Raw genomic sequence first — 21,591 nt, forward strand, 5'->3', positions numbered from 1 at the left:
TCACAGAACGTGAGTATGAATTGAATACAAATAAGTACCAACAGCATGATCCCGTAGTAACTTAGGTACACACTCTGTGATGCACTGCAAGATACTACGGTCCGCTTGTTCCCAAGCGGTATTCGTCCATTCTTTCATGTGGCCTTTGCCGTGCATGGAGAATGGACGTTCTTTATTTGAGCAAGCTATTCAAGACGAGAGCCTTATCTACTCCAACCCAGCCTACCCAAGCATATGGCAAGGGTAACTTTAGAGATGTTTTTCTTTTACTGCAACACTTACACCATAAAAAATGGTCAATTGACGGTGGGCAGCAGCGTTGTGGATGGAATTGTTCTGAAGAAGCGTAAGCGTTCGCCTTTATCCCCCGATTTTAACCTTTAAGGTTTATTTACAATGGAAAAATCCGGGGGTAACAGCGATCGGAAGAATGATCCATACACGGAGCGACCTTCCACCTCAACTGCCCTTTTTTTCACCTCACCTCAACACTGACAAGGAGGATCGGTATGACCGCATCCATACACAAACATGAATATTCATCCGCGCCTCAAGCGGTTTATCTGCATATACCTTTTTGCACGAACAAATGCTTTTACTGTGACTTTAACTCTTACGTGCTCAAGGATCAGCCTGTTATGGAATACCTGTATGCACTGGAACGGGAGATGGAGCATACGGTTCGCCTTCACCCGCCGGGTGAGATTAAAACTATTTTTGTCGGGGGCGGTACACCAACAACGCTGAATCCGAAGGAAATGGAATATTTCCTGAAAAGCGTTCGTACCTACTTCCCAAACTGGTCGGAAGACATTGAGTTTTCCATGGAAGCCAATCCGGGCACAACTGATTTTGAGAAGCTCACCGTGATGAAAGAAGGCGGTGTAAATCGGCTGAGCTTCGGCGTACAGGCTTTTCAAAACGAGCTGCTTACGGGTATTGGTCGAATTCATAATACAGATGATGTTTATCGTAGTTTGGAAAATGCACGCAAGGTCGGATTGGACAATCTGTCGATTGACCTGATGTTTGGTTTACCGAATCAGACCGTAGAAATGCTGCATGAAAGTGTCAGCCGGGCGCTGGAGTTGGGACTTCCTCATTACTCCATTTATAGCTTGAAGGTTGAAGAGAACACGCTATTCCACACGCTGTACCAGAAAAATCAGCTTCCGCTTCCACATGAGGACGACGAACTGGAAATGTATTTGCTCCTGATGCGTCGCATGAAAGAGGCGGGCTATGAGCAGTACGAGATCAGCAATTTCGCGAAACCAGGTCTGGGGAGCAAGCACAATATGACCTACTGGCGTAATGAGGACTATTATGGTCTCGGCGCAGGGGCGCACGGATATGTTGGCAGAGAGCGCCATATGAACATTAAGGGCATTAATCCTTATGTGGAGGCTACCCGTAACGGACTGCCGCGTTTGGATAGCTTTGAGGTGCCAGCGGCCGAAGCGATGGAGGATTTTCTCATGGTCGGTTTGAGAATGCTGGAAGGTGTCTCGAAGTCCCGCTTTGAGGCTCAATTCGGTCAGTCACTGGAGGATACATTTACGGCCCCTCTCGGAAAAATGCTGAATGCTGGATTGATTGAGCCGGTCGAGGACGGTTATCGTCTGAGCGAGCGTGGTATTTTGTTCGGAAATGATGTATTTGCGGAGTTCATCGGTTCCATTACAGTAAATTCATAAGTCGTAGCTTCAAAACGGTACATTTGCAGACCATAATCGGGGACATTCATTTTATAACACAATTCTGTCACGGCAGGGTAAATGGAGTATTGCGATTCTATGCGTAATGTTGTATATTTATTCATTATATGCGGCAAGCGGCAGGAGGAGAGCAAGATGGCTTCAGTGTGTAAAGATGTATTGTGCAGAAGTGCGGTTCCTGAGGATGTGGAGCCTTTATATCAAATGATTAGCGGCTATGCAGAGCGAGGAATAATGCTGCCACGTTCAAGGGAAGTGCTTATGCGCCAACTGGAGCTGTTTATTGTGGCAGAAGTGGACGGCGAAGTCGTCGGTTGTGGTTCTTTATGCAAACTGGGTGATGATTTGGTAGAGATTCGCTCACTTGGTATTTCTGAAGGACATAAAGGTATGGGCATCGGCTCCAAGCTCGTAGAGGGCCTTATTATAGAAGCACGGCGGCAGCGTATCCCTAAGATTATGGCCTTGACTTACGAGGTCTCCTTTTTTATAAAAAACGGGTTTGATGTGGTAAACAAAGAGATTTTCCCTGAAAAGGTATGGACTGATTGCATTAACTGTAGTAAACAAAACAATTGTGATGAAATTGCGGTGTTGAAAATGCTGAACTGACCTGAGAATATCAGGTCAGTTCGTTTTTTTATTGGATCGAGATTTCATCTGCTCGTGGTAAATATTAAGCTGTAATTGCTTGTCTCATTTTTGGGACTTTTCAAGATACCGCCACATCAGCTTGTGATGAGGGTCAAGTTTTGCTGGTATATCTTCAAGTGTCCTTATTGCATCTTCATCACTATCGTTATTATAAAGGTGAATGGAAACAACTCAATCAAAAGGTAAAACATACAGAGAGTAGGCAAGAGTGCAATCAGTACATTGATAAAGCTGCGACGATTTGTTCTCAACCAGCTTTCTCCTTATTGTACAGTAGAGCTCAATATATTATAGAGAATAAGAAGTAAAATTTCTATATTTTTCTTGAAAAATTTATAAAAACGGTTTTGTTGTCCGCAGTGATGAAATCATGGTATTGAAAATACTGATCTGACTTGACAATGATCCGGTCGGTTTGGTATTTTTGTATTATCGGTTAGCACTCATCGCGAACGAGTGCTAATGATTCCATTGAACGATCATGCTATTATGGATAAACACAAGGGGGGATTCGCTTGTTAACCGAACGTCAGAGACTCATTTTGAATGCGATTATTGATGACTACATTCGTTCGGCTGAGCCAGTGGGTTCCCGCAGCATATCCAAAAGGCAGGATGTCGGATTCAGCCCCGCCACGATCCGTAATGAAATGTCGGATTTGGAGGAACAGGGCTATCTGGAGCAACCCCATACTTCTGCGGGACGCATCCCGTCTCATAAAGGCTACCGCTATTATGTGGATCATTTGGTACCACTGGATACGTTGAAGCCTATGGAAACGCGGGAACTAAAAGCCTTTTACGCCGAAAAGCTGAATGCAATGGAACAAGTAATCCAGCATGCATCTGGTATTTTGTCCCATATGACCAATTATACTTCCATCCTGCTTGGGCCGGAGGTTTTTCATACTTCATTGCGTCATTTTCAGCTATTGCCGCTCAACGAAACGACGGCTGTAGCGATTATCGTGACCAATACCGGTCAAGTGGAAAACAAGACAGTGGATATTCCGCCGGGAATTTCGATTTCCGAGATGGAGAAGGTTGTGAATTTGCTGAACAGCAAGCTGGTCGGCGTACCGATTTATCAGCTTAAATCACGTCTTTACACCGCGCTTGGCCAAGAAATGGAGAAGCATGTATCTCATTTTGAGGACGCTATGAAGGTGCTGGACAAAGCACTGGATAATGAATCGGATCAGCGCTTGTATTTGAGCGGTGCGACGAACATGCTAAACCAGCCTGAATTTAAGGACGTTGAAAAGGTCAAACATATTCTCGATCTGCTGGAGGAAACACCGACGCTGCTCAAGCTGATGATGCCTGTCGCCGGGGCACCTGAAATTCAAGTCCGTATCGGCACAGAAAATGATCATGAAGCATTTGCCAATTGCAGTCTGATTACTGCGACGTATGCGGTAGATGGCGAAGCGTTGGGCACAATAGGTATACTGGGTCCGACTCGGATGGAGTATGCGAGAGTTATTAATATTTTGGGTATCCTGTCTAAGGATTTGACCGCAATGCTTACGCAGCGGTTTAAATAGAATAAGACTGCGCATGTTGCGGTACTACATGTCCGCGCCGGGATACGGTATGTATCCTGCGCGGGTGCATTGCTGCGTGTTTTTGCAAAGTAACAGCAATTTGAAATGAAGTGCAGCAAACAAGTTTGAATGTACAAATATGAATGTAATGGTAGTTATGACTTGAAGGAGGTGAAACATTTTGAAGGAAGAACAAGCGTTCCAAGAAGAAAAACAACAAAATGTAAGCACAGAGGAAGCCACTGAGACGAACCAGCAGGAAGAGCCGGTGAACGAAGCGGCAGCACTGGAAGCCCAGGAGGGTGATACAGAACTGGCTAAGCTTCGCGTGGAGGCAGAAGAGAATCAACAGCGGTTTTTACGTGCACAGGCAGATTTTGATAATTTTCGCCGTCGTACGCTAAAAGAGAAAGAGGACCTTGCCAAATATGCATCTATGAAACTGGTTACCGAATTGGTGCCTGTTCTGGATAACTTCGAGCGTGCGCTGGCAACAGCACCGCAAGGAGCGGAGGCTGAGTCATTCACCAAAGGTGTGGAGATGATCTTCCGTCAGTTTGAGAGCGTGCTTCAGGCTGAGGGAGTGACGGCCATGAATGCGGTGGGCCAACCGTTTAACCCTGACTTCCATCAGGCGATCATGCAGGTGGAAAGCGAAGAGCATGAGGAAGGCATCGTCGTTGAAGAGGTGCAAAAAGGATACATGCTGAAGGACAAGGTGCTTCGTCCGGCTATGGTAAAAGTGAGCATGTAGCTTTTTAATATATATTAGCAATAGATCGTTTGCTTTAACTATTTTGGCCTGAGGGCCTCGCATATACAGAAGGAGGAATTGTCTGATGAGTAAAGTAATCGGTATTGACTTAGGTACAACCAACTCTTGTGTGGCTGTTATGGAGGGCGGCGAAGCCGTTGTAATTCCAAATCCGGAAGGCGCGCGCACAACCCCATCGGTTGTTGGTTTCAAAAAAGATGGAGAACGTACTGTAGGTGAAACAGCAAAACGCCAAGCAATCACGAACCCGGATCGTACAATTATGTCCATCAAGCGTCACATGGGTACAAATCATAAAGAAAGCATCGACGGCAAGGAATATTCTGCACAGGAAATTTCCGCTATGATTTTGCAAAAGCTGAAATCCGATGCTGAAGCTTACCTAGGCCAAACGGTAACTCAAGCCGTTATCACGGTTCCAGCTTACTTCAATGATAGCCAACGTCAAGCAACCAAGGATGCAGGTAAAATCGCGGGTCTGGAAGTGCTGCGTATTGTCAACGAGCCAACAGCAGCTGCACTGGCATACGGTATGGAAAAATCCGAAGACCAAACAATTCTTGTTTATGACCTGGGTGGCGGTACATTTGACGTATCCATTCTGGAACTGGGCGACGGTTTCTTCGAAGTTAAAGCGACAAGCGGCGACAACAAGCTGGGCGGCGATGACTTCGACCAAGTGATTATTGATTACCTCGTAACTGAGTTCAAAAAAGATCAAGGCATCGACCTAAGCAAAGATAAAGCAGCTGTACAACGTTTGAAAGATGCAGCGGAAAAAGCGAAAAAAGAGCTGTCCGGCGTACTGACAACGACGATTTCCCTGCCGTTCATTACGGTAGCTGACGGCGTTCCACAGCATTTGGAGTTGAACCTGACTCGTGCGAAATTTGAGGAATTGTCTGAAGGTCTGGTAGAACGTACTTTGGGACCTACTCGTCAAGCGATGAAAGATTCAGGCATGAGTGCCAGCGACATCGACAAAATTGTTCTGGTCGGCGGTTCCACACGTATTCCGGCTGTACAGGAAGCCATTAAGAAACTGACAGGCAAAGAGCCTCATAAAGGTGTAAACCCTGATGAAGTGGTAGCTTTGGGTGCCGCAGTTCAAGCAGGCGTACTGACAGGTGATGTGAAAGACGTCGTTCTCCTCGACGTAACTCCACTGTCCCTCGGTATTGAAACCGCAGGTGGCGTATTCACTAAAATGATCGAGCGTAACACGACGATCCCTACGAGCAAATCGCAGGTGTTCTCGACGTATGCCGACAACCAGCCTAGCGTGGAAATCCACGTATTGCAAGGTGAACGTGAAATGGCAGCAGGCAACAAAACGCTGGGCCGTTTCCAACTGGGAGATATTCCTCCAGCACCACGCGGTGTACCGCAAATCGAAGTTACTTTTGATCTGGATGCCAACGGTATCGTGAACGTATCCGCTACAGATAAAGGTACAGGCAAGAGTCAAAAAATTACGATTACATCCTCCAGCGGCTTGAGCGACGAGGAAGTAGAACGTATGATGAAAGACGCTGAGTTGCATGCGGAAGAAGATAAAAAACGCAAAGATCTGGTAGAAGCGAAAAACTCTGCGGACCAATTGATTTACTCCGTAGACAAAACGATCAAGGATCTGGGCGAAAAAGCGGATGCAGGCGAAGTCGAAAAAGCGAATGCAGCTAAAGAAAATCTGCAAAAAACGCTGGAAACTGACAACCTGGAAGACATCAAAAAGGCTACTGAAGAGCTGACTGAGATCGTTCAGCAGTTGTCCGTGAAGCTGTATGAGCAAGCTGCTCAAGAAGCACAGGCTCAACAAGCTCAAGACGGCGCAGCAGACAGCAAAGGCCGTGATAATGTGGTTGACGCGGACTATGAAGTTGTTGACGAAGACAAGAAGAAAGACTAAGCTACGGATCGGGTAGTGGTAGTAGCATTACGGTACACCGGTGCGTTATAATATACTGAATGAAAAGAAGCAGCGTAGCTGCCTTGATAAATAACGATTAGCCGAAGGGTAACAGTTATTTTCAGAATAAATAAGCATATTACGGGTTGTACTGCCTTGAAATGATGGGAAGGTCAAAGCCGGGTCATCCCGTGCCTTTGGCTTTCCTTTTATATGTAGTGCAGACACGTTGTAGGCATGGGGGTGGAACATTGGCTGATAAGCGCGATTATTATGAGGTGCTGGGCGTCGCGAAGGGCGCTTCGGATGAAGATGTTAAAAAGGCTTACCGTAAGCTGGCGCGTCAGTATCATCCGGACGTGAACAAGGCTGCGGACGCGGAAACTAAATTTAAAGAAGTAAAAGAGGCTTATGACGTTCTCAGCGATGGTCAGAAGCGGGCAAGATATGATCAATATGGTCATGTAGACCCAAATCAGGGCATGGGAGGCGGCTTCGGCGGTGGAGCCGACTTTGGTGGCGGATTTGGCGATATTTTTGATATGTTTTTTGGCGGTGGCGGCAATGGTCGACGTGACCCGAATGCACCGCAGCGTGGTAATGATCTTCAATATACGATGACGATCGAATTCAAGGAAGCCGTATTTGGCAAGGAAACCGACATTAACATTGAGCGCACGGAAACGTGTGATACGTGTCATGGTACGGGAGCCAAAAAGGGTACTCAACCACAAACCTGTTCCGTCTGCCACGGTAGCGGACAAGAAGAAGTGGTGCAGAATACACCATTTGGCCGGATGGTTAATCGTCGGGCCTGCTCCAACTGCGGCGGCTCCGGTAAAATCATCAAAGAAAAATGCACTACTTGTAGCGGTTCTGGTCGTGTGCGCAAGCAGCGTAAAATTCATATCCGCATTCCGGCGGGTGTGGATGACGGCGCGCAAATGCGTATCAATGGTGAAGGCGAAGGCGGTGTCAACGGAGGACCGGCAGGTGATCTGTATGTCGTTTTCCGTGTGAAGTCGCATGACTTCTTTGAGCGTGAGGGAGACGATATTTACTGTGAAATTCCGCTGACGTTTTCGCAGGCAGCGTTGGGAGATGAAGTCGAAATTCCGACGCTGACCGAGAAAGTGAAGCTGAAAGTTCCAGCTGGTACACAAACAGGAACATACTTCCGTCTGAAAGGCAAGGGTGTACCAAAGCTTCGTGGCGTAGGTCAGGGTGACCAGCACATTAAGGTGGTTGTGGTAACGCCTAGCAAGCTGAGTGAGGAACAGAAGGAATTGCTGCGTCAGTTCTCTTCGCTTAGCGGTGAGCAGACACATGAGAATGAGCAATCCTTTTTTGACCGTGTGAAGCGCGCCTTCCGAGGCGACTAAGCCAGGGTAGACTCGCGGAGCATCAATCATGAATCGGAGGGAACTGTTCCGCAATTGCGGAGTAGTTCCCTTTTTTATTATACGAAAGAGTGGAAGGAAGCTGTATAAGATTATAACTATGCAAATTCCCGTAAACACATACATAACCATTTTTGTATAAGCATATTGGACTATTTAGATTTAGCATGAAGCGTGAAAGGGTGAGTTCTATCGAAAAGTCACAGCCTAAGCAGCGTCGGGGGAAACCGCTATTCAAGCTCAGAGGGCTGATTACGCTGCTGGTTTGTCTGGTTATGGCACTGGTGCTCCTGCCTGTAACTTTGTTATTTGCCGAGAGAGTTGAGCATGAAACCGAAATGGGACTGGAGGAAAAAGCGATGTCCATCGCACGTACACTTTCCCATACGCCGCTTATTATTGAGCATTTGCAGCAGTCTGATTCGTCTTCCTCCATGCAGAAGTATGTGCAGAAGGTTTCATCTGCTAATCATGTTCAGTTTATCGTAGTTATGGACATGAAGGGCATTCGCAAAACACACCCGGATCCCAGGATGATCGGCAAAGCCTTTGCTGGTGGAGATGAATACACTGCACTTCATGGTCATGAGAGTGTATCTGTTGCGAAGGGAACATTGGGCCTGTCCATGCGCGCTTTTTCTCCCGTATTCAGCTCGACGGGGAAGCAGTTGGGAGCGATTGTCGTCGGTATATCCATGCAAGATGTACTGAGGGCTCAGGGAGGCAATTACCGCCTTATTGCTATCGCCATTGGCCTCGGAATGTTAATTGGTGCCGGAGGGGCTGTTGTGCTGGCCCGTAAAATCAAAAATATGCTGTTTGGTCTGGAGCCACCGGAAATCGCACGCTTGCTGGAGGAACGCAACGCTATGCTGCAGTCCATTAAGGAAGGCGTCATTGCGGTGGATGAATCCGGACGTGTTATGTTAATGAATGCGGAAGCGATTCGTCTGCTCAGGCAAGCGGGAATTGAGGGTATCTCGTCCTCAGGGCAGGAGATTAACACTTATTTGTCCGCTTTTCGATTACAAGAGGTTTTGGCGGCAGGCACTCCACGAATGGATGAGGACATGGAGCTGGGGGGAATAACCTTGCTTACCACCAGTGTTCCGATACGGGTCAAAGGGGGAATTGTGGGAGCAATTGTAACCTTTCGGGATAAAACGGAGGTAAACCAGCTTGCCGAACGTTTGACAGGAGTGTCCCTGTATACGGAGGCGCTGCGTGCACAGGCTCACGAATTTATGAACAAGCTGCATGTCATTATGGGGATGGTACATTTACGAATGTACGATAAACTGGAGCATTACATCTTGGATGCCGTTGAGCATCATCAAGTGGAGATTGGCTCGATTACCCGGCAGATTAGGGACCCAGTGATGGCGGGCTTTGTTTTGGGGAAATTAAGCCGGGCTAGAGAGGTTGGTGTGAGCTTCGAATTGACTCCGGGCAGCTATTTGCCTGAAACCGGTCGAACTCAAACGATTCATGAACTGATATCCATACTGGGGAATCTGTTTGATAATGCCGTGGAAGCGATGGAATCTCTGGAGCACAAGCGGATTACCTTGACGCTTTATTATGAGGAAAATCAGAAGAATGGTTGTCTGACATGTGTAATAAGTGATAACGGACCTGGTGTACCGGAACCTCTTGTAGAGGCGATATTTGAAAAGGGATTTTCGACCAAGGGAGAGTCACGGGGAATGGGGCTTTATCTGGTAACGCAAAGTGTGAAAAGATTAAAAGGAACCATAAAGCTGATTCCGGCTGAGCAAGGGTGCTGTTTTCAGATTAAGATTCCATACACCATAATGGGGAATGATGAGCATGATTAATGTCTTAATTGTAGAAGATGATCCGATGGTTGCTGAGTTTAACCGCAAATATACGGAGCAGATAGAGGGCTTTCGATGTGGAGGCTGGGCTGCTTCCGTGGAAGATGCCAAGGAATTTCTGGAAGAACAAGCGATTGATCTGATTTTGCTGGATGTGTATATGCAGGAAAGCAATGGACTTGATTTGCTGGCTTTTATTCGTGAGACAGGTGTGAATGTAGATGTCATCGTGATTTCGGCTGCAAGCGATATGAACAGTATCAAAAAAGCGATGAATTTCGGCGCGGTGGATTATTTGATTAAGCCGTTTCATTTTAACCGTTTTCTGGAGGCGCTCACGGGTTATCGAGAGCACGTCAGTATCGTGCGTGAGCGCAGCTTGCTTTCGCAGGAGGAGTTGGATCGGCTGCTTTATCATAAAAGCTCGACCAAAGAGCTGGCTCGGCTACCCAAAGGAGTAACCAAATCCACGCTGGCCATGATATGGGACTGTATCCGGCAGCATGAAGCGATGTTATTTTCCACCGAGGATATTGCGGAGAGTGCAGGGATATCCAGAGTATCTATGCGCAAGTATCTTGCTTTTTTGACGGAAATTGAGGCACTTGCCATGGAAACCATATACGGCACCATTGGACGACCTGTTTATCAGTATCGAATTTTACCGCAGGCGGAGGAAATTATGAGCGGTTATATTTAAGCCCTCTTTTTGATTACTTTAATTACAAAAGTGAATGATTAGTTTAAAAACCAAATAAAGCGTTTTCTAAAGTGTAGAATGGAAGCATGGTCATCATTCTTCACTACAAGGAGGGAGCTTTATGGAAAATGCTACAAACCAGCCGGTCATTCAAAAGTGGCAAAAATGGCGTAAAAATCCTGTAGACGGCATCTGGATGCTGGGCAGGATAAAAGTGGGGGTTATTCCGCTTCCGCTTTACGTCGTGATTGCGTTGATTGTATACGCAGCTGCGATTACACAGAGACTTCCGAACGATCTGCTGGGCGGATTTGCTGTCATTATGATTTTAGGCATATTGCTCAGTGATCTGGGGGCGAAACTTCCGCTGCTCAAGCATATTGGCGGTCCGGCCATTCTGTCACTCATGGTTCCATCGTTGATGGTATTTTGGAACATGTTTCCTCCATCTGCGATGGGTGCTGTACACACGCTGATGAAAACCTCGAATTTCCTTTATTTTTATATCGCTTGTCTGGTCACCGGAAGTATTCTGGGTATGGATCGGAAGATGCTGATGAACGGAATTGTCAAAATTTTTGCCCCTATTATAATAGGCTCTATTGCAGCGGTAGCAGTAGGTATGGTGGTGGGTATGGCTTTTGGCTACAGCGCCTATCATACGTTTTTTTACATCATTATTCCGATTATCTCCGGCGGGATTGGAGAAGGGATTCTACCATTGTCCATTTCATATGGATTGGTGCTGGGCAAGGATTCAGCGGTATTCGTATCCCAGTTTATCCCGGCCGCAATCATTGGCAATATTGTTGCCATCATAGGTGCGGGTATTTTGAAAAAAATGGCGGAGAAAAATCCTCATACTTCTGGTAACGGAAAGTTGTTGAAACTTGATAAAGAAGGGGGAAAATTATCTCCGGCGAACCTGGAACAACCTGTTTCGTTTCCATTGATGGGTGGGGGGCTGCTGCTAGCCTGTACTTTCTTTATTGTCGGTAAACTGCTAGAGCCGTATCTTCATATTCCTGGCCCGATTCTGATGATTCTGGCTGCGGCCTTAATGAAGTGTATTCAAGCGATGCCGGCCCAGATAGAGCAGGGAGCTTTTCATTTGTACAAATGTATTGCGGCAAGTCTGACATGGCCATTGATGGTGGGATTGGGTATTTTGTATGTGCCTTTGGATAGTGTGGTCGGAATTCTGACAATTCCTTATGCCATAACCTGCGCATCCGTTGTGGTTGCATTGATTGTTGCTGGATACTTCACAGGAAAATGGATTCACATGTACCCGGTGGAAGCTGCGTTGGTGACCAGTTGTCGTGGCGGATTGGGCGGTACGGGGGATGTAGCGATCCTGTCTGCATCGAATCGTATGGAGCTAATGCCTTTTGCGCAAATAGCAACACGCATTGGCGGGGCAGCCACAGTCATTTTAGCAACCTTGTTACTCAATTTATGGAGCTGATGAGTCTATAGAAAAGCCTGATATCTATAACAAATGTACAGAAAAAATATACAGACATGAAAGGATGGAGAGAAGCATGAGTAGCTTAACAGAAGAGATCAGACAATTACATGAGGGCGGTAAAATGGAGACCCAACCGAAGCAGCTGATTGCAAGCATGGAGGAGCTATCCAAGATATATACACCCGGTGTGGCTGAAATCTGTATGGAAATTGCGAATGATCCAGCCAAAGCGTTTCAATTAACGATCAAGAAAAATACAGTGGCGGTCGTATCGGACGGAACAGCGGTGCTAGGATTGGGAGATATCGGACCAGAGGCGGCCATGCCTGTGATGGAGGGTAAGGCGGTACTGTTCAAACAATTTGCAGATGTAGACGCATTTCCAATCTGTCTCAATACGAAGGATCCTGATGAGATTGTTCAAATTGTCAAAATGATCGCTCCGGCTTTTGGCGGTATTAATCTGGAGGACATTTCTTCACCACGCTGCTTTGAGATCGAGAGACGACTGAAAGAGGAGCTGGACATTCCGGTATTTCATGATGATCAGCATGGTACGGCAGTCGTCGTGTTAGCGGGGTTGGTCAATGCACTGAAGGTATGTGGCAAAAAAATGGAGGATGTCAAAGTGGTATTTGCAGGCATCGGAGCGGCCGGTATGGCCTGCTCCCGTATGCTGCTCAAGGCGGGTGTGCGTAATCTGATTGGCGTTGATCGTCAGGGAGCCATTCATCGTGGCGTGGAATACAGCAACCCGTATTGGACCGAGTACGCGAACATGACCAATCCCCATAATCTGAGTGGTAGTATATCCGAGGTGATTGTGGGAGCAGATGTGTTCATCGGTGTGTCAGGCCCGGATATACTGAGTGTGGAGGATATTCAGAGTATGGCCGTTGATCCTATTGTCTTCGCCATGGCGAACCCGAAACCGGAGATCGATCCAGCTTTAGCAGCGCCTTATGTACGCGTTCTGGCTACAGGCCGCTCTGATTTTCCAAATCAGATTAATAATGTGCTGTGCTTCCCGGGAATTTTTCGGGGGGCACTGGACTGCCATGCTTCGACAATTAATGAAGAAATGAAGCTGGCTGCCGGACTTGCCATTGCTGATGCGATCAGTCCTGAAGAGCTAAGTGAAACTTATATCATACCCAATGTGTTTAATCCGCAGGTAGTCTCTAAGGTTCGGGATGCTGTTGTTCGCGCTGCATGGGAGACAGGAGTAGCTCAGGCAGGTAAAGCTCCTATCGCTGCTTTGAACCCGAAAAAGTTATAGTCTTCACAAACTACTTCCAACCGTTTCAGCCTACTAAGCTCGGTGTTGCCTGTTCCGTTCCGCTTTCGTGGGGAATATAAATCCGTACTAATGAGCAGGATATAGCAAAGCGCAACTGTCTATGTTCTTGAACAGGAGTTGTGCTCAATACCATACAGGGAGTTTTTGGGGATGGGTGAAAAAAATATTTTGGCGTATTTCAAAAGCCCCGAGGAAGCGCAAGGAGCGGCTAGAAAACTGGAAGCTCTCCGGGCATCGGATGTGTCGATAGACCGATTTAGCCGATATCCGCAACAGTCCACGGGCAACGCTGGATTACCTGTATTTTCGGGACAGATTAGCAGCTTGTCCTCACTAACACAGGGAGTGGACTTTACGGATGCAACCCCGGCAATACTGGCTGCGGCCGATCCGTCTGCCAGCGGAATGAGCGATGGAGGACAGGGTGGACCGACAGGCCGCGATATTTTGTTGACCGCTGTGGTGGATGAATCTATTCATCACCAGGCGATGTCCATCGTGGAGCAGGCGGGTGGTATGCTGTGAAAACTTTGGAAGGAGCTGTGACAGATGCCTACAAACAAACGGTTCGATAAAGTGCTGACCAAAACCGAGAAAATCAAGCGTGCGCAATCTGCCAAAAATGAGGATGTTGAGTTCTCGGCAGATCAGGCAGATGCTCAGGATTTGGAAGCGATCCGGCGCAGTGAAGTAGCTGATCGTCGTCAGCAGCGCATCATAAACGACAGCGAGTAACATTCTGGATTAGATTCCAGGGAGGCTATTCCTAATCATCCAAGATGATTAGGAATAGCCTCTTTTTGAACTCATATGCATGTATATAGTACAATATAGAGTATGCATGTGAAATGAGGAGGAAATGAAAACCATGTTGTGGCATGAAATTACAATACATACAACCGAAGAAGCCGTCGAAATGATTTCGAATTTTCTGCACGAAGCAGGTGCGGGAGGGGTTTCCATTGAAGAATCCGGTTCGTTGAACAAACCACGCGATACGTCCTACGGACAGTGGTATGATCGGCCCTTGAATGACATTCCTGAAGGACAAGCGACCATCAAGGGGTATTTTGCCGAAGAAGTTGAGATGGACGTGATCCGTTCGCAAATTGAGCCACGCGTCGAAGAATTGAGAACATTCGATATTGACCCTGGCGAGGTTCGGTATGAGCTGAAAACGGTCAACGAGGATGATTGGGCGAATGCCTGGAAGCAATATTTCAAGCCTTTGCGTGTGTCGGATCGTCTAACGATCAAACCTACTTGGGAAGCCTATGAGCCTGCCAGTGAAGATGAAAAAATTATTGAGCTGGACCCCGGCATGGCCTTTGGCACCGGAACGCATCCCACAACATCACTTTGCCTGAGAGCGTTGGAATCAGTGATTAAGGGTGGAGAAGAAGTTATTGATGTGGGCACAGGCTCCGGCATTTTGGCAATTGGAGCCGTGCAACTGGGAGCGAAGCATGTACTGGCACTGGACCTTGATCCCGTAGCGGTATCCAGTGCGCGGGAAAATACCCATCTGAACGGACTGGAGGAACGCATTACGATTAAAGAGAGCGATCTGCTGTCTGTACTGAATGCGAGCGATCCGACACTAGGTATCCAGTTGCCAGTCAAGCTGGTGGTCGCTAATATTTTGGCCGAAATTATTCTGCTGTTTATTGATGATGTGTACAAGGCTCTGGAGCCAGGTGGTATTTATATCGCTTCAGGGATTTGGAAGAACAAAGAAGAGGTTGTCGAAAACGCATTGAAGGCGGCTGGCTTCGACATTGCCGAAACGTGCCGGGATGAGGATTGGCTGGCGTTTGTGGCGAGAAAGAGGTAACCATGGATTTTTTACAAAGTATTTTTCGTGTGAATTTAAATGTTCTTCCATTTTACTTGCTGGCTGTGATCATATCTTTTACGGTGCATGAGTTTGCACATGCGTATTATGCCAATAAATTTGGCGACCCCACAGCCAAGCTGCTTGGGCGCGTGACTTTAAATCCGGCCGTGCATATTGATCTGCTGGGTACGCTGTTGCTGCTGATCGGGGGCTTTGGCTGGGCCAAGCCTGTTCCGGTTAACCGTGACAATTTTAGCCGTCCGCGCCTCATGGGCATTATTGTTTCGGCTGCCGGTCCGCTGAGTAATCTGCTGCTTGCATTTGTCACTACATTGATCTATGCCATGCTCCTTCATTTTCAAGTGCTCCCAGGTATGGAGAATCAGCGGGTGGCTCAGGCGATCTATTTGTTCATCAATGCACTGATCAATTTGAATCTGTTTTTGTTTATCTTTAACTTGATTCCACTGCCTCCGCTGGATGGATACCGCATTGTGGAAGATGTAGCTCCAACTCCTGTGCGCCGTAAGCTTCAGCAGTTTGAACAGTGGTCCATCTTTATTTTTCTGCTTATACTGGTCATTCCGCAGGTTCGGGCTGTAACGATTGAACCTCTTTACACCTTGGCCCAATTGATCTATATACAGTTTTTGCAGTTCTCTTTTTACATCACCGGATTATTTGGAGCCTAACGGCTCCTTTTTTGCGGGTATGGACAGTAGTATAACAATTGAAGCAGCAACACACTGGTCATGCGGGCGCAAAAGATGATATGATGGTGCTTGGTGATTTATTCGGATATTGTACAGAAAGCCAATGGATAACAGTTATTTTCAGAATAGGTGTGAGAGACAATGCAGCGTTATTTTATTCCGGCAGAGCAGTTTCTGGAAGACCATGTGATCGTGGCGGGTGAGGATGCGCGACATATTGCCAAGGTCATGCGCGGTCGTAGTGGTGACAAAATTATAGTCAGTGACGGGGTATCAAGGGAAGCGCTGGCTGCGCTGGATACGATAGAACAAGATCGTGTGACGGCGACGATCGTCGAGCCGCTGGAGATGACCTCCGAACCGCATGTGCAGGTCACCATTGCCCAAAGTCTCCCCAAGGGAGACAAGATGGAGACCGTTATGCAAAAATGTACAGAAATCGGAGCAGCGGGGTTTGTACCGTTTTTGTCCGAGCGTACGGTCGTGCAGTATGATGCCAAAAAGGAAGGCAAGCGACTGGAGCGCTGGCGCAAGATTGTGAAGGAAGCGGCTGAGCAAAGCCACCGTAACCGGATTCCGGAAATTAGCGCGCCGATGACGTGGAAGGAGCTGCTGGCTTCTTTTTCGCAGTATGATTTGATATGCTATTGTTATGAAAAAGAGCAGGGGCGGCAGCTACGGGACGTGATTCAGCCTTTGGCAGGACAATGGACATCGATGGACAAGCCGCGTGTTCTGCTGGTAGTGGGTCCGGAAGGCGGCTTCAGCGAAGCGGAGAGCCTGGAGGCCGAGCAGGCCGGGGCGCAGTCTACGGGGCTGGGAAGACGTATTTTGCGTGCGGAAACCGCAGGTATGGCTGCATTGGCTTGCATTTTATATGAGTCAGGAGAAATGGGAGGGGTTTAATATGCCGTCAGTGGCATTTTACACATTGGGTTGTAAGGTAAATTTTTATGATACAGAAGCGATTTGGCAGCTGTTCAAAAATGAAGGCTATGAGCAGGTAGATTTTGATGAGCAGACAGCTGACGTCTACCTTATTAATACGTGCACCGTTACGAATACCGGCGATAAAAAGAGTCGTCAGATCATTCGCCGTGCGATTCGTCGGAACCCAGATGCCATTGTGGCAGTGACGGGCTGTTACGCCCAAACTTCTCCTGCTGAAATCATGGATATCCCCGGTGTCGATCTCGTTATTGGTACACAGGACCGGGACAAAATTATTCCGTTTGTACAGGAGATTCAAGAGTCGCGTCAACCTGTGAATGCTGTACGCAATATTATGAAAACGCGTGTGTTCGAGGAAATGGACGTACCTGATTTTGCTAACCACACACGTGCGTTTTTGAAAATTCAGGACGGCTGCAACAATTTCTGCACCTTCTGCATCATTCCGTGGTCGCGTGGTTTGTCCCGCAGCCGCGATGCCGCGAGCATTATGGCTCAGGCGCGTCAACTGGTGCATGCGGGCTACAAGGAAATTGTGCTCACAGGCATTCATACAGGCGGTTATGGTGACGACATGGACAATTATGACCTGTCCGATCTGCTGTGGGATCTGGAGAAGGTGGAAGGGCTGGAGCGTATCCGTATCAGCTCGATTGAAGCCAGCCAGATAGATGAAAAAATGCTCGATGTGCTGAATCGTTCCACCAAGCTGGTGCGTCACTTTCACATACCGCTTCAGGCGGGAGACGACACCGTGCTGAAACGGATGCGCCGTAAATACACAACCGAAGAGTTTTACAATAAAATGCTTATGATTCGCAAGGCGATGCCGGATGTGGCGATTACGACAGATGTTATTGTTGGCTTTCCTGGGGAGACGGACGAAATGTACCGCAACGGCTATGAGCTGATGAAAAAAATCGGCTTCTCGGAAATGCATGTGTTCCCTTATTCCAAGCGCAATGGCACACCTGCGGCGCGTATGGAGGATCAGGTCGCCGAGGACGTGAAAAATGCACGTGTGCATGAGCTGATTGAACTGTCAGAGCAAATGCAACTGGCGTATGCTGAGAAGTTTGTAGGTCAAGTGCTGGAGGTCATTCCGGAAGTTGCGCCGAAAGGGACCGAAGATAGCGGCATGCTTCACGGTTACAGTGACAACTACATTCAACTGGTGTTTGAAGGTTCTGAGGATCTGGTTGGCAAGGTGTGCCGCGTGAAGCTGACGAAGGCGGGCGTTAATGAAAGTGAAGGCCAATTGGTCCGTGTGCTGGAAAATGGACTGCAAACAGCCCTATAATAACTAAAAAAAGCCTGAACAGGCCATAGAGATGGCAAACAAGGATTTCGTCTTTCCTTACAGGGAGGACGGAATCCTTGTTGCGCAAGGAAAGGGGATTACAGGATGGCAGCAAAAAAGGAAATTTCCGCAGGCGGTGTTGTGTACCGTAAACAGGGGGAGCAGCTTGAAATTCAGCTGATTACCGACCGATACGGCAAGGTCTCCTTGGCTAAAGGCAAGATGGAGCCGGGAGAAACGATCGAACAGACGGCTTTGCGTGAAATTCGTGAGGAAACAGGGCTGAACGGACGGATTATCCAGCATGTAGATATGATTGCTTATACGTATCAGCATCCTGAATTTGGGGAAGTGGACAAGGAAGTTCATTATTATCTCGTAGAGGCACTGGATGGGGATTTACAGGCACAGATTGAAGAAATTAAAGGTGTTGCGTGGCATACGCCTGAGGAAGCATGGCGTCTCCAGCGCCAAGGCGGATATGACAACAATGATGTCATTTTGAGCAAGGCGCTGTCCATGCTTGGAATTAACGTTTGATGATGTTGGGAGACATACGATTCTCCAAACGTGTCCATACAGGTAAATAGCAGACTGGCAAGACAAGCAGAGAGCTGATTACGTTAAACAGGGTTTGAGCATGAGCGACCTTGGCTCCCGGCTCGGCGGATATCCAGGAGGCTGCCATTTCCAGCCCGGGGATCAGCGGCATAAACATCAACGCCCCGCCTACGTTCAGCAGTACATGGGACCAGGCCACAAATTTGCCGGATACGCTGCCGCCAACAGCGGCAATCAGCGCGGTTACACAGGTGCCGACATTGGAGCCGATGACGATGGCGATTCCCACATCGGCTGGCAAAGCTCCCGCAGCCGCAAGGCTGATCGCCATGCCAATAACGGCGGCGCTGCTGTGAACCAGTGCGGTAAGGCATGCTCCGGCGGCGAAGGCCCACCACATGTTGGCTCCGGCGTGGTCAAGAAACCAGCGGAACAGCCCGGCCTGCTCAATCCAAGGGCCGACTGTTTGCATCACTCGGATACCCGCAAGGATCAGCGAAAATCCGGCAAAGGCGAGGCTGATATATTGTACAGCCTGTGGTCGGCTGAGTTGATTGGGGCTGGATGGTGGCCCGGCAGGCGCATACTGGCGGCTGGAGACAGCCTCGCCCCACATGACGGCGGCACTCCAGCAAAGCAGCGAGCCGCAGAGCAGCGGAACAGCCAGTTTGCCTAGCTGGAGCCCCATCAGCTCGGTGGTCAGACAGGTACCAATATTGGTGCCGAGGATGATGCCGAGCGTGCGGCCGTAGGTCAACAGCCCGGCGTTGACCAGTCCGATGGTCAGCACCGTGACAGCGGTGCTGCTTTGCAACAGGGCGGTAATACCTGAGCTGAACAGCATGCCCCGCCAAGGGGAAACGGTGGCCCGATTCAGCCAGTGCGTGAGGAAGGGGCCAGCCAAATGCCGGAGGGCCGCTTCCATCAGCTTCATTCCGCCCAAAAAAATAAGCAGCCCGCCGCACAGCGGCAAAATAACATGAATAAACACGGCCATGAACCCCTCTTCTAAGGTTATGAATTGAATTGCGCTTATGTAACAGCCTATGACCTGTCGAGGACAGCCATGACAAGCTTGACCGAGCTGTTTTTTAGGAAAACGAAAATTTTTATAGAGCTTCACAAGCTTTAAAAGTGTGACATCGATATAAAGGCGGGCAGTAGCGGAGCGGTTCATTTGAATCTGAAGAAGCGCCAGCGTTCGCCTTTGCGGTGGGATTCTTACCTTTAAATGTTCTACCTAATCCCAAGAATCCCATTGCAACAGCGATCGTAAGATCAAATGAACCGCGGAGCCGCCCCCCTATCGAACACCACATTTTTAAGGACTTTGAGTAACCTAAGAATGGGAGTGAAGGACTTTGCCTTCAGTAATATTGGAACGCAGCCGCAAAAAAAGGCTGGAGCACGCGCACCCCTGGGTGTTTAAAAATGAAATAGCCAAGGTGGAGGGTGAACCGGAGGCAGGTGAACTGGTCAATATCGTAAACCATCAGGGCCGTTATTTAGCGACGGGTTACTATAATCCAGCCTCACAAATTACGGTGCGTGTGATGTCCTACGAGCCGCTTGAAGCGATGGATCAAAGCTTTTTTGCCAATCGCTTCCGAGATTGTCTGGAGCACCGTGAACGTTTTGTAACCGGGGGAGACGCGTATCGGCTGGTATACGGCGAGGCTGATTTTTTACCCGGGCTGATTGTAGACCGTTTTGGCGACGTGTTGGTTGTACAATTATTAACGCTCGGCATGGATCGCCGCAGGGAAGAAATCAGGGATGCACTCGTTGAAGTGATTGGCCCTGTCGGTATATATGAGCGCAGTGATGTATCCATCCGTGAGCTGGAAGGACTGGAACAGACCAAAGGGCCTTTATATGGCGACTGCCCGCGTCATGTTGTGGTAACGGAAAATGGCTTGCGTATCAAGGTTGATATTGTAGAGGGCCAGAAGACAGGCTACTTCTTCGACCAGCGTGAGAATCGTGCGGCGATTGCACCGCTCATGACGGGTTGGGGAGGGCGCAGCGGAATTACGCTACAGGAAGTTGCAACAGAGCAGGGTGACGCTGGCACAGCGGTCATGAAGCCTGTGAACAAAAGCGGTAAGGTTGTGGAGTTTCCATTCTGGGATGGCGCAACCGTGCTGGAGTGCTTTTCACATACGGGAAGCTTTACGCTTAATGCCTGCAAATACGGTGCTAAAAAAGTAACTTGTCTTGATATTTCCGAGCACGCGATTGAAAGCGCACGGGATAATGTCAAGCTGAACGGATTTGAGGAACGTGTGGAGTTTGTCGTGGACGATGCTTTCCAATATTTGCGCAATCAGGTTAAAGGCGTAGAGGAACGCACCGCGCGGGCCGGAGGTAAAGGAGATACATCCAAGCCGCTAACAGCAGGGGGCGGACATACCTTTGATGTAGTTATTCTTGATCCACCAGCCTTTGCGAAAACAAAGAATGCGGTCAAAGGAGCTACGCGGGGATATAAGGATATAAATCTGCACGGGATGAAGCTGGTCAATGAGGGCGGCTATTTAGTGACTGCGAGCTGCTCATTTCATATGCGACCGGAGCTGTTTCTGGACACGATTAAGGAAGCGGCGGCAGATGCCGGAAAAATCCTCCGTCTGGTGGATTGGAGAGCGGCTGGCAAGGATCATCCCCAAATTTTAGGTGTGGAAGAAGGCCATTATTTGAAATTCGCCATTTTTGAGGTGCGCAGCCGAACACAACTGTAGAATTTATAGACTGTTAACCGCATTATAAGGTAGCGGATCAAGTAGATTAGGCTTGTTTTATCCATAAATCAGTCCTGTAGAGAAGGCAAACAACAAGCCTGATTGCGGGACTGTTTGTTTTTTGAGGGAGGATAAAATGCTACAAGATGGCAAACGTACGTTCTTTTCTCCCTTGC

The 21,591-nt window shown here is 48.2% G+C and carries 19 protein-coding genes; 18 read left to right on the forward strand and 1 reads right to left on the reverse strand.

Going from position 1 to position 21,591, the window contains the following annotated elements; genetic code table 11:
• Positions 1 to 509: 509 nt before the first annotated feature.
• The 17 genes from hemW to ACWXW9_RS07175 all read left to right on the forward strand — a co-directional run bounded on the left by hemW (position 510) and on the right by ACWXW9_RS07175 (position 18,653).
• Complete coding sequence (hemW, locus tag ACWXW9_RS07095) at positions 510 to 1,697, forward strand: radical SAM family heme chaperone HemW (protein WP_025681999.1); 1,188 nt, start codon at positions 510 to 512, stop codon at positions 1,695 to 1,697.
• Between the two features lie 156 nt (positions 1,698 to 1,853).
• Positions 1,854 to 2,330 (forward strand): N-acetyltransferase, encoded by a 477-nt coding sequence (locus ACWXW9_RS07100; RefSeq protein WP_014282525.1) that lies wholly within the window; start codon positions 1,854 to 1,856, stop codon positions 2,328 to 2,330.
• A 557-nt stretch (positions 2,331 to 2,887) separates the two neighbouring features.
• Entirely contained in the window at positions 2,888 to 3,919 is a 1,032-nt protein-coding gene (gene hrcA, locus ACWXW9_RS07105) for a heat-inducible transcriptional repressor HrcA (RefSeq protein WP_342414937.1), read from the forward strand.
• A 181-nt stretch (positions 3,920 to 4,100) separates the two neighbouring features.
• On the forward strand, positions 4,101 to 4,673 hold the full coding sequence (grpE, locus tag ACWXW9_RS07110; protein ID WP_044645110.1) for a nucleotide exchange factor GrpE: 573 nt from the start codon (positions 4,101 to 4,103) through the stop codon (positions 4,671 to 4,673).
• An 85-nt stretch (positions 4,674 to 4,758) separates the two neighbouring features.
• Entirely contained in the window at positions 4,759 to 6,603 is a 1,845-nt protein-coding gene (gene dnaK / locus ACWXW9_RS07115; protein ID WP_044645109.1) for a molecular chaperone DnaK, read from the forward strand.
• Between the two features lie 251 nt (positions 6,604 to 6,854).
• A complete protein-coding gene (gene dnaJ, locus ACWXW9_RS07120; protein WP_014282519.1) occupies positions 6,855 to 7,985 on the forward strand; it encodes a molecular chaperone DnaJ in 1,131 nt (376 codons plus the stop codon).
• A 200-nt stretch (positions 7,986 to 8,185) separates the two neighbouring features.
• Positions 8,186 to 9,841, forward strand: a complete 1,656-nt coding sequence (dcuS, locus tag ACWXW9_RS07125) for a DcuS/MalK family sensor histidine kinase (RefSeq protein WP_494928847.1) — start codon at positions 8,186 to 8,188, stop codon at positions 9,839 to 9,841.
• Positions 9,834 to 10,541 carry a two-component system response regulator DcuR gene (gene dcuR / locus ACWXW9_RS07130; protein ID WP_494928848.1) on the forward strand — a complete coding sequence of 236 codons (708 nt, stop codon included), beginning with the start codon at positions 9,834 to 9,836 and terminating at the stop codon, positions 10,539 to 10,541. The genes dcuS and dcuR overlap by 8 nt, the downstream gene beginning before the upstream one ends.
• Before the next feature lie 121 nt (positions 10,542 to 10,662).
• A complete protein-coding gene (locus ACWXW9_RS07135) occupies positions 10,663 to 12,009 on the forward strand; it encodes a 2-hydroxycarboxylate transporter family protein (protein ID WP_494928849.1) in 1,347 nt (448 codons plus the stop codon).
• 76 nt (positions 12,010 to 12,085) lie between these two features.
• Positions 12,086 to 13,291, forward strand: a complete 1,206-nt coding sequence (locus ACWXW9_RS07140; RefSeq protein WP_494928850.1) for an NAD(P)-dependent malic enzyme — start codon at positions 12,086 to 12,088, stop codon at positions 13,289 to 13,291.
• Positions 13,292 to 13,462: 171 nt separating this feature from the next.
• The gene (locus ACWXW9_RS07145; RefSeq protein ID WP_431087779.1) at positions 13,463 to 13,837 is read left to right on the forward strand and encodes a hypothetical protein; all 375 of its coding nucleotides are present in this window, start codon (positions 13,463 to 13,465) and stop codon (positions 13,835 to 13,837) included.
• 24 nt (positions 13,838 to 13,861) lie between these two features.
• Complete coding sequence (locus ACWXW9_RS07150; protein WP_494928851.1) at positions 13,862 to 14,047, forward strand: YfhD family protein; 186 nt, start codon at positions 13,862 to 13,864, stop codon at positions 14,045 to 14,047.
• A gap of 133 nt (positions 14,048 to 14,180) precedes the next feature.
• A complete protein-coding gene (gene prmA, locus ACWXW9_RS07155) occupies positions 14,181 to 15,146 on the forward strand; it encodes a 50S ribosomal protein L11 methyltransferase (RefSeq protein WP_494928852.1) in 966 nt (321 codons plus the stop codon).
• A gap of 2 nt (positions 15,147 to 15,148) precedes the next feature.
• Positions 15,149 to 15,841, forward strand: a complete 693-nt coding sequence (locus ACWXW9_RS07160) for a site-2 protease family protein (protein ID WP_149093936.1) — start codon at positions 15,149 to 15,151, stop codon at positions 15,839 to 15,841.
• A 162-nt stretch (positions 15,842 to 16,003) separates the two neighbouring features.
• Positions 16,004 to 16,768 carry a 16S rRNA (uracil(1498)-N(3))-methyltransferase gene (locus ACWXW9_RS07165; RefSeq protein ID WP_494928853.1) on the forward strand — a complete coding sequence of 255 codons (765 nt, stop codon included), beginning with the start codon at positions 16,004 to 16,006 and terminating at the stop codon, positions 16,766 to 16,768.
• Position 16,769: 1 nt separating this feature from the next.
• Positions 16,770 to 18,113, forward strand: a complete 1,344-nt coding sequence (gene mtaB, locus ACWXW9_RS07170; RefSeq protein ID WP_494928854.1) for a tRNA (N(6)-L-threonylcarbamoyladenosine(37)-C(2))-methylthiotransferase MtaB — start codon at positions 16,770 to 16,772, stop codon at positions 18,111 to 18,113.
• 105 nt (positions 18,114 to 18,218) lie between these two features.
• Entirely contained in the window at positions 18,219 to 18,653 is a 435-nt protein-coding gene (locus tag ACWXW9_RS07175; protein ID WP_134913429.1) for an NUDIX hydrolase, read from the forward strand.
• Here the strand turns inward: ACWXW9_RS07175 and ACWXW9_RS07180 are convergent.
• The gene (locus ACWXW9_RS07180; protein ID WP_494928984.1) at positions 18,643 to 19,665 is read right to left on the reverse strand and encodes a Na/Pi cotransporter family protein; all 1,023 of its coding nucleotides are present in this window, start codon (positions 19,663 to 19,665) and stop codon (positions 18,643 to 18,645) included. The two genes, ACWXW9_RS07175 and ACWXW9_RS07180, sit on opposite strands and share 11 nt — an antisense overlap.
• Positions 19,666 to 20,035: 370 nt before the next feature.
• Between ACWXW9_RS07180 and ACWXW9_RS07185 the strand changes: the two genes are divergently transcribed.
• On the forward strand, positions 20,036 to 21,415 hold the full coding sequence (locus tag ACWXW9_RS07185; protein ID WP_494928855.1) for a class I SAM-dependent rRNA methyltransferase: 1,380 nt from the start codon (positions 20,036 to 20,038) through the stop codon (positions 21,413 to 21,415).
• The last annotated feature ends 176 nt before the right edge of the window (positions 21,416 to 21,591 follow it).

It is taken from the genome of Paenibacillus sp. LT-B23, from assembly GCF_059417685.1.

What these genes read in the sequence shown, in the direction of transcription:
- ACWXW9_RS07160 (WP_149093936.1), top strand. Translation starts at nt 15,149, where the DNA reads ATGGATTTTTTACAAAGTATTTTTCGTGTGAATTTAAATGTTCTTCCA.
- dcuR (WP_494928848.1), top strand. Translation starts at nt 9,834, where the DNA reads ATGATTAATGTCTTAATTGTAGAAGATGATCCGATGGTTGCTGAGTTT.
- ACWXW9_RS07145 (WP_431087779.1), top strand. Translation starts at nt 13,463, where the DNA reads ATGGGTGAAAAAAATATTTTGGCGTATTTCAAAAGCCCCGAGGAAGCG.
- prmA (WP_494928852.1), top strand. Translation starts at nt 14,181, where the DNA reads ATGTTGTGGCATGAAATTACAATACATACAACCGAAGAAGCCGTCGAA.
- hemW (WP_025681999.1), top strand. Translation starts at nt 510, where the DNA reads ATGACCGCATCCATACACAAACATGAATATTCATCCGCGCCTCAAGCG.
- dnaK (WP_044645109.1), top strand. Translation starts at nt 4,759, where the DNA reads ATGAGTAAAGTAATCGGTATTGACTTAGGTACAACCAACTCTTGTGTG.
- ACWXW9_RS07150 (WP_494928851.1), top strand. Translation starts at nt 13,862, where the DNA reads ATGCCTACAAACAAACGGTTCGATAAAGTGCTGACCAAAACCGAGAAA.
- ACWXW9_RS07175 (WP_134913429.1), top strand. Translation starts at nt 18,219, where the DNA reads ATGGCAGCAAAAAAGGAAATTTCCGCAGGCGGTGTTGTGTACCGTAAA.
- ACWXW9_RS07135 (WP_494928849.1), top strand. Translation starts at nt 10,663, where the DNA reads ATGGAAAATGCTACAAACCAGCCGGTCATTCAAAAGTGGCAAAAATGG.
- ACWXW9_RS07140 (WP_494928850.1), top strand. Translation starts at nt 12,086, where the DNA reads ATGAGTAGCTTAACAGAAGAGATCAGACAATTACATGAGGGCGGTAAA.
- ACWXW9_RS07100 (WP_014282525.1), top strand. Translation starts at nt 1,854, where the DNA reads ATGGCTTCAGTGTGTAAAGATGTATTGTGCAGAAGTGCGGTTCCTGAG.
- ACWXW9_RS07165 (WP_494928853.1), top strand. Translation starts at nt 16,004, where the DNA reads ATGCAGCGTTATTTTATTCCGGCAGAGCAGTTTCTGGAAGACCATGTG.
- mtaB (WP_494928854.1), top strand. Translation starts at nt 16,770, where the DNA reads ATGCCGTCAGTGGCATTTTACACATTGGGTTGTAAGGTAAATTTTTAT.